Raw genomic sequence first — 7,998 nt, forward strand, 5'->3', positions numbered from 1 at the left:
CCCGCCTCATCCCCCTCCCCTCCTTCTCCCCCCCCCCCCCCCCCCCCCCCCCCCCCCCCCCCCCCCCCCCCCCCTCCCCCCCCCCCCCCCCCCCCCCCCCCACCTCTGCGAAGGTGACGGGATGGACACACAGGGGGGCCGCCGCAGCCAGGCGGAACGGGACGCGGTGACGGTGGAGATCGGTTACGCGCTGCTCAGCGCCCTGTTCGCGGCGGCGGTGCTGTTCGGGGCCGTGGCCGGGCCGGCGCTGCTCCTCGATCTCCCCGGTCCGCTGTCGAAGGTGCTGCCGCGGCTGGGCCTGGTGGTCGCACCGGTCGTCTTCATGGCCCGGGTGGTGAGCGTACTGCTGCGTTTCCGGTGGTCGGCCCGGCCCGGCCGGCCGGATCGGCCCGGCCCGGTCTCGTAGACCCGCACGACCCGTCGGACCGGGCCGCGGGCGCCGGCCTCCACCGTGCCGGCCGGCGGCCGGCGGGCGACCTCCTCACCGGACCGGCCACGCTGGGCGCCGCCCCGGGCCACCGACGTCAGCCGAGCGGGCTGGTCCCCCGCGCTTCCCGGGACGACGGGGGCCGTGCCGGAGATCCGGGCGCCGGCCGTGCGCCCCGGGGAGGGCGGCGACGCGGTCCGGGCCGCCGACCCGCCGGCCGGAGTCCTCCGCGACCGCGCCGGACCCCGTCCGGCTCTCCGTCCACCCCGGGCGGTCCCCTTTCACCCCGTCAGGACCCGACGGGCTCCCCGTCGGAGGCGGTGGGCTCCTGTGCGGGGGCCTCCGCCGGAACCGCCGACCGGCGGTCGAGGGCCGTCAGGGCGCGCTGGGCGATCGGGCGGGAGCGGACCAGCTCGCCCAGGGTGGTCGCGCCCTGGGTGATGTCCCGGAACGCCCGCCACGCCGGGCGGAAGCCGGTGAGCGCCGCGTGGAACAGGCCCGGGCGCCGCTCGAACACGGTCAGCAGCCGCTTGCCGACGCTCATCTCGACGCCGAGCCCCGCCTTGATCGCGAACGCGTAGTTCAGGGCCTGGCGGCGGGTGTCCACCGCGTCGTGCGCCTCGGCGATGCGCACCGCCCACTCCCCCGCCAGCCGGCCCGAGCGCAGCGCGAAGGAGATGCCCTCACGGGTCCAGGGCTCCAGCAGACCGGCCGCGTCCCCGCAGACCAGCACCCGGCCCCGGGACAGCGGCGAGTCGTCGGCGCGGCAGCGGGTCAGGTGCCCGGAGGAGAGGGACGGCTCGAACCCGGCGAGGCCCAGCCGGGCGATGAAGTCCTCCAAGTACCGCTTGGTGGCGGCGCCTTCGCCGCGCGCGGAGATCACGCCGACGGTCAGCGTGTCCCCCTTCGGGAACACCCAGCCGTAACTGCCCGGCAGTGGGCCCCAGTCGATGAGGACCCGGCCCTTCCAGTCCTCGGCGACGGTCTCCGGCACCGGGATCTCCGCCTCCAGGCCGAGGTCGACCTGGTCGAGCTTCACCCCGACGTGGGCCCCTATCCGGCTGGCGCTGCCGTCGGCGCCGACGACCGCGCGGGCCAGCACCGTCTCCCCGCCCTGGAGGACGACGGCGACCGTCCGCCGGTCCGGCACCGCGGAGCCGTGCTGCTCGACCCGCTGGACGGTGACGCCCGTGCGCAGCTCGGCGCCCGCCTTCTGGGCGTGCTCGACCAGCTGCTGGTCGAACTCGGGGCGGTTGATCAGGCCGAACAGCATCTGCTTGGAGCGGCGGGTGCGGGTGAAGCGGCCGTTGTGGGAGAACGTGACGGCGTGCACCCGGTCCCTGAAGGGCAGCTCGAAGCCGGGCGGCAGGGCGTCGCGCGAGGGGCCGATGATGCCTCCGCCGCACGTCTTGTACCGCGGCAGCTCGGCCTTCTCCAGCAACAGCACGCGCCGTCCCGTGACCGCCGCCGCGTAGGCCGCCGAGGCGCCCGCCGGGCCCGCGCCCACCACGACGACGTCCCACACCCGCCGCACGTCGTCCGCTGAAGAGTTCTCGCCGCTCACGATGGTCTACCGCTCCGCTCAAGCCGCTGCCAAGTGTCCTGTCGCATCCTACGGCGACCGTCCGAACGATCCGCTGTGGGAGGATCGGTGTACCCACCCCGTACAACGTCGCACCCACGAGGAGCGTGCCCATGCCGTCGCACCCGATCGCCGAGACCGTCGCCACGCTGCTGCCCCGGGCGAAGGCGGAGCTGGCCGAACTGGTCGCCTTCCGGTCGGTGGCGGACTTCTCGCAGTTCCCGAAGAGCGAGAGCGAGGCCGCCGCGAACTGGGTCGCCGACGCGCTGCGGGCCGAGGGATTCACGGACGTGGCGCTGCTGGACACCCCGGACGGCACCCAGTCGGTGTACGGCTACCTGCCGGGCCCGGAGGGTGCCAGAACGGTCCTTCTCTACGCGCACTACGACGTGCAGCCCCCGCTGGACGAGGCCGGCTGGACCACCCCGCCGTTCGAGCTGACCGAGCGCGACGGCCGCTGGTACGGCCGCGGGACCGCCGACTGCAAGGGCGGCTTCCTCATGCACCTGCTCGCCCTGCGCGCCCTGAAGGCGAACGGCGGGGTCCCGGTGCACGTGAAGGTGATCGTGGAGGGCTCGGAGGAGCAGGGCACGGGCGGCCTGGAGCGGTACGCCGAGCAGCACCCCGAGCTGCTGGCGGCGGACACCATCGTCATCGGCGACGCGGGCAACTTCCGGGTCGGCCTGCCGACGGTGACCACCACCCTGCGCGGCATGACCCTGGTGAAGGTGCGGGTCGACACCCTGGCCGGCAATCTGCACTCGGGCCAGTTCGGCGGCGCCGCCCCGGACGCGCTGGCCGCGCTGATCCGGGTGCTGGACTCGCTGCGCGCCGAGGACGGCTCCACCGCGATCGACGGTCTGGAGGCCACGGCGGCCTGGGACGGCCTGGAGTACACCGAGGAGCAGTTCCGCGCGGACGCCAAGGTGCTGGACGGTGTCGGGCTGATCGGTGACGGCTCGGTCGCCGACCGCATCTGGGCACGCCCGGCGGTCACCGTGCTGGGCATCGACTGCCCGCCGGTCGTCGGCGCCACCCCGTCGGTGCAGTCCGGTGCCGGTGCCCTGGTGAGCCTGCGGGTGCCGCCGGGCACGGACGCGGCGCAGGCCGCCAAGCTGCTCCAGGCGCACATCGAGGCGCACACCCCGTGGGGCGCCCGGGTCACCACCGAGCAGATCGGCCAGGGTCAGCCGTTCCGCGCCGACACCTCCAGCCCCGCCTACCAGGCGATGGCCGAGGCGATGGCGGTGGCCTACCCGGGCGAGACCATGAACTACGCCGGTCAGGGCGGCTCCATCCCGCTGTGCAACACCCTCGCCGGGCTGTATCCGCGGGCGGAGATCCTGCTCATCGGGCTGAGCGAGCCGGAGGCGCAGATCCACGCGGTCAACGAGAGCGTGTCCCCCGGGGAACTGGAGCGGCTGTCCGTCGCCGAGGCGCTGTTCCTGCGCAATTACGCGGCCGGCTGACCCCTTCTGCCCACGGCAGAGGGCCCTCGCCCACGGGCGGGGGCCCTCTCTACCGTCGGCGCATGGACGTCATCGAACTGCTGCCCCGCCTGCACCTGCTCCGCTTCCCCGTCGGCCAGGCCTACCTCTGGCGTGACGACGAGGAGTTGACCCTCATCGACGCGGGCCCGATCGGCGCCGGCCGGCCGATCGCCGACGCGGTCACCGCGCTCGGGCACACGCCCCGGGACGTACGGCGCGTCGTACTCACCCACTTCCACGAGGACCACGTCGGCGGGGCGGCCGAGTTCGCCGCGCTGAGCGGGGCCGAGGTGCTGGCGCACCGCCTGGACGCCCCGTTCGTCCGCGGGGAACGGCCGGGCCCGCCGCCCCGGACCGAGGAGTGGGAGCGGCCCCTGCACGCGGCGGCCCTCGCGCAGTTGCCCCCGGGGCCCCCGGAGCCGCCGGCCTCGCTCACCGAGCTGTCCGACGGGGACGTGCTCGGCTTCGGCGGCGGCGCCCGGGTGGTGCACATCCCGGGGCACACCGACGGCAGCATCGCGGTGTTCCTGCCCGCGCACGGCGTGCTGTTCACCGGGGACACGGTGGCGGCGGCACCGGACGGCGGCACGCCGATCCCCGGAGTGCTGAACCTGGACCGGGAGCGACTCCTCGCCTCCATCCGGAGGCTGGCGGACCTCGGCGCGGAGGTCGCGTGCTTCGGGCACGGCGACCCGGTGCTGTCCGGTGCCGGCGCCGTGCTCCGCTCGCTCGGTTAGGGCCGTGGCGGGGTCAGCCGACCGGCACCCCCGCCTCCAGATACAGCGCCCTGCCCCGCTCCCGGGCGCGCAGCGCCCAGCGCAGCCGCTCGTAGCGGACCGGGGGGAGCATCGCGGCGGCCTCCTGCTCGGTGGCGAACCGCCAGGCGCGCAGTTCCGGTCCGGGCAGCAGCACCCGGGACGCCTCGCCGGGTGCGAGCCGGCCGCCGTCGAAGAGGAGCCGCAGCCCGCCGTAGCCGGGCGGAGTGGGCCGTTCCCAGTCCACGACCAGCAGCCGGGGCACCTCCCGCAGCCGTATCCCGGTCTCCTCGGCGACCTCGCGCATCCCGGCGCGGGCCGGTGCCTCGCCCCGTTCCACCACGCCGCCGGGGAACTCCCAGCCGGGCTTGTACGTGGGGTCGACGAGCAGCACCCGGTCGTGCTCGTCGAAGAGCAGCACCCCGGCGGCGAGCGTCTCGGCGGTCGGCTCGGGGGTCTGCACGATGTCGCAGGCGGCTACGGCGCCGTTGCCGACGGCCTCGGCGATGCGGACGGCGGTCTCGTACGGCGTGAGGGCGCTGGTGTCCAGCGGGTGGGCGTCGGCGGTGAGCCAGGTGGCGAGGGCGGCACGGTACGGCTCGATGTGGTCGTAGGACCACTGCCGGACGCGTATCTCGCCGTCGGGTGCCTCGGGCGGGATCTCCCGGTCGGCTATTCGCTCCCGCAGGATCGTTTCGGTGGGGGCGAGCAGCAGATGGTGCACCCGGATGCGGCGGGCGGCGAGCCCGCCGAAGATCTCGTCGCGGTACTCCTGGCGGAGCAGGGTCATCGGTACCACGAGGGTGCCGCCCAGCTCGGCGAGCATCGCGGCGGCCGTGTCGACCACGAGCCGCCGCCAGATCGGCAGGTCCTGGAAGTCGCCGGCCTCGGCGAGGCGCTTGGGTGGCAGCAGGTGCGTGAGTGCCCCGCCGATGATCTCGGGGTCGAAGAGCGCGCTGTTCGGGATCAGTTCGATCAGTTCACGTGCGGTCGTGGTCTTCCCCGCACCGAACGCGCCGTTGATCCAGACGACGGTCACGGACTCCCCCTCTTCTGTTGGCCCCCTGAGGATTGCCCGCTCCACCCTGCCATGGAAACCCGCCGCCGTTGAGGGCGCCTGTCCACGCACACGCGAGTGCCGGTGCCCCCTGGGGCGGGGACACCGGCACGCACGCCCTGCGCCGCGGGTCAGTCGCGATCGAGGACGCCGTCCGTCTCCAGGCTGTGGTCGGCGATGAGGTCACCGACCTCGTCCACCGTGTCCGAGACGTCGAGCGGCCGGTCGGGCGCCGCGTGGGAGGGGGTGACGGCGGCCACGACGAATCCGGCGGCGAGGGTGGCGATGGCGAGCATGCTGCGCTTCTTCATGCGCTGATCAACTGCGGGGACGGGCCGGAGGTCACGCGGATCGTGGCGGCTTTTCCGCGTCGGCCAGTACCTCAGGGCGAACAGTTCCGAACGGCCGGACCGGCTTGAAGGAAGCCTTTCCAACAGACTCCGACACGTCCTACCGTAAGCGAACAGCATGACGCGTACATGCCGTTAATTTCCGCCGTTCGCGAGTCGGAGGAGCATCGACGATGCGTCACCCTCACACCCGCACCATCCGCCGCGCAGTCGCCGGGGCACTCACCGCCGGACTGCTGTGCGCGGCGGGCCTCGCCGCGCCGGCCGCGGCCGCCCCCTCGGCCGGTCCCGCCGCCCCGGCCGACGGCCTCGCCCTCACCCCGCCGATGGGTTTCAACAACTGGAACTCCACCCAGTGCCGCGCCGACTTCGACGAGGCCATGGTCAAGGGCATCGCGGACCTCTTCGTGGAGAAGGGGCTGAAGGACGCCGGCTACCGCTACGTCAACCTGGACGACTGCTGGGCCCTGCCGGAGCGGGACGCGAACGGTCACCTGGTGCCCGACCCCCGGCGTTTCCCGGGCGGCATCAAGGCGGTCGCGGACTACGTCCACGCCAAGGGGCTCAAACTCGGCATCTACACCAGCGCCGGCACCAAGACCTGCAGCAACACGGGATTTCCGGGCGCTCTCGGCCACGAGTACGACGACGCCCGGCAGTTCGCCGACTGGGGCGTGGACTACCTGAAGTACGACAACTGCAACAACCAGGGCGTGGACGCGCGGCAGCGCTACCGGACCATGCGCGACGCGCTCCGGGCGACCGGCCGGCCCATCGTCTACAGCATCTGCGAATGGGGCGAGAACAAGCCGTGGGAGTGGGCCGCGGACGTCGGGCACCTGTGGCGGACCACCGGGGACATCAGCGACAACTGGTCGTCGATGCTGTCGATCCTGAAACAGAACCTGCCCCTCGCCCCGTACGCCGGTCCCGGACACTGGAACGACCCCGACATGCTGGAGGTCGGCAACGGCGGCATGACGGACACCGAGTACCGCTCGCACTTCTCGCTCTGGTCGGTCATGGCAGCGCCGCTGCTCATCGGCACCGACCTGCGCAAGGCCTCCCCGGCGACGTACGACATCCTGGGCAACAAGGAGGTCGTCGCCGTCGACCAGGACCCGCTCGGCCGGCAGGGCGCGGTCGTCTCCTCCGCGGGCGGGCGCTGGGTGATCGCCAAGGAGATGGCGGACGGCAGCCGCGCGGTGGCCCTCTTCAACGAGTCCGGCACCGCCCAGCGGATCGCCACCGACGCACACGCGGTCGGCCTGCCCGCCACCGGCGGTTACTCGGTGCGCGACCTGTGGCGGCACCGCACGGACAACACCGCCGGCACCCTCGCCGCCACCGTCCCGGCCCACGGCACGGTCCTGCTCCGCGTCGCGGCCGACCCGCGCTGGGCCACGCACCCGCCCGCCGTCGAACTCGGCCTGGACGGCGACCTGTTGCTGACGGCGGCCACCCCCGCGACCCTGACCAGCACCGTCACCGACCTCGGGGGCACGCCCGCACGCCGGGTGTCCGTCGCGCTGACCGGCCCGGCCGGCTGGAGCGTACGGGCCACCTCGCCGGCCTCGGCCACCACGCTCCCCACCGGCAGGACGCTGCGCACCGGCTGGCGGGTGACCGCCCCGGCCGGCACCCCGCCGGGCTCCTACGGCCTGACGCTGCGGGCGAGTTACCGCTCGCCGTCCGGCACCGCGGAGACCGGCGAGGTGCCGCTGACCGCGTCCGTGGTCGTAGCGCCGCCGTCCGGGACGTCGTACCTCGGCGACCTGCCGTGGCTGTCGGCCGTCAACGGCTGGGGGCCGGTGGAGCGCGACACCAGCAACGGGGAGAGCGCCGCAGGGGACGGCCGGCCACTCACCATCGGCGGCACGGTCTACGCCAAGGGGCTCGGCGTCCACGCGCTCGGCGACATCGCCTTCTACACCGGCGGGGCCTGCGAGAAGGTCACCGCGTCCGTCGGCGTGGACGACGAGAAGGACACCAAGGGCACCGTCGCCTTCGAGATCCGGGCGGACGACAGGACGGCGGCGAGCACCGGCGTCCTCACCAGCGCCATGCCCGCCCGGCAGCTCACCGCCGACGTCACCGGCGCCCGAGTGGTCCGGCTGGTCGTCACCGACGGCGGCGACGGCGTCGACTCCGATCACGCGGACTGGGCGGACGCGCGCCTGAGCTGCTGAACGCGCGCCCGGCGCTCGGGATCTTCTCCCAGGCCGCCATGGACGGCGGGCGGGGCGGGGGGGGGGGGGGGGGGGGGGGGGGGGGCGGGGTGGGGGGGGGGGGGGGGGGGGGGGGGGGGGGGGGGGGGCGGGCGGGGGGGGGGGGGGG

General features: G+C 74.5%; 7 protein-coding genes. 4 read left to right on the plus strand and 3 right to left on the minus strand.

Annotated elements, in window-relative coordinates; all coding sequences use genetic code 11:
• Positions 1-121 precede the first annotated feature (121 nt).
• Positions 122-406, plus strand: a complete 285-nt coding sequence (locus ACZ4W9_RS26380; RefSeq protein WP_467939946.1) for a DUF6332 family protein — start codon at positions 122-124, stop codon at positions 404-406.
• Positions 407-716: 310 nt separating this feature from the next.
• Here the strand turns inward: ACZ4W9_RS26380 and ACZ4W9_RS26385 are convergent, their stop codons facing one another.
• Positions 717-1,991 carry a geranylgeranyl reductase family protein gene (locus ACZ4W9_RS26385; protein WP_467939948.1) on the minus strand — a complete coding sequence of 425 codons (1,275 nt, stop codon included), beginning with the start codon at positions 1,989-1,991 and terminating at the stop codon, positions 717-719.
• Between the two features lie 131 nt (positions 1,992-2,122).
• Between ACZ4W9_RS26385 and ACZ4W9_RS26390 the strand changes: the two genes are divergently transcribed.
• Together ACZ4W9_RS26390 and ACZ4W9_RS26395 are read left to right on the plus strand one after the other, a co-directional pair.
• Entirely contained in the window at positions 2,123-3,478 is a 1,356-nt protein-coding gene (locus ACZ4W9_RS26390) for a M20/M25/M40 family metallo-hydrolase (RefSeq protein ID WP_467939949.1), read from the plus strand.
• 62 nt (positions 3,479-3,540) lie between these two features.
• Positions 3,541-4,236 (plus strand): MBL fold metallo-hydrolase, encoded by a 696-nt coding sequence (locus ACZ4W9_RS26395; protein ID WP_467939951.1) that lies wholly within the window; start codon positions 3,541-3,543, stop codon positions 4,234-4,236.
• Positions 4,237-4,249: 13 nt separating this feature from the next.
• Here ACZ4W9_RS26395 and ACZ4W9_RS26400 read toward each other — a convergent pair whose 3' ends face one another.
• Positions 4,250-5,293, minus strand: a complete 1,044-nt coding sequence (locus tag ACZ4W9_RS26400; RefSeq protein WP_467939952.1) for an NUDIX hydrolase — start codon at positions 5,291-5,293, stop codon at positions 4,250-4,252.
• A 149-nt stretch (positions 5,294-5,442) separates the two neighbouring features.
• Positions 5,443-5,622, minus strand: a complete 180-nt coding sequence (locus ACZ4W9_RS26405) for a hypothetical protein (RefSeq protein WP_467939953.1) — start codon at positions 5,620-5,622, stop codon at positions 5,443-5,445.
• A gap of 212 nt (positions 5,623-5,834) precedes the next feature.
• On the opposite strand from ACZ4W9_RS26405, the gene ACZ4W9_RS26410 reads away from it, so the two are divergent.
• Positions 5,835-7,850: an NPCBM/NEW2 domain-containing protein gene (locus ACZ4W9_RS26410; RefSeq protein ID WP_467939955.1), complete on the plus strand. Its 2,016-nt coding sequence runs from the start codon at positions 5,835-5,837 to the stop codon at positions 7,848-7,850.
• Positions 7,851-7,998 lie beyond the last annotated feature (148 nt).

This window comes from Streptomyces sp. NPDC029296 (assembly GCF_055569255.1).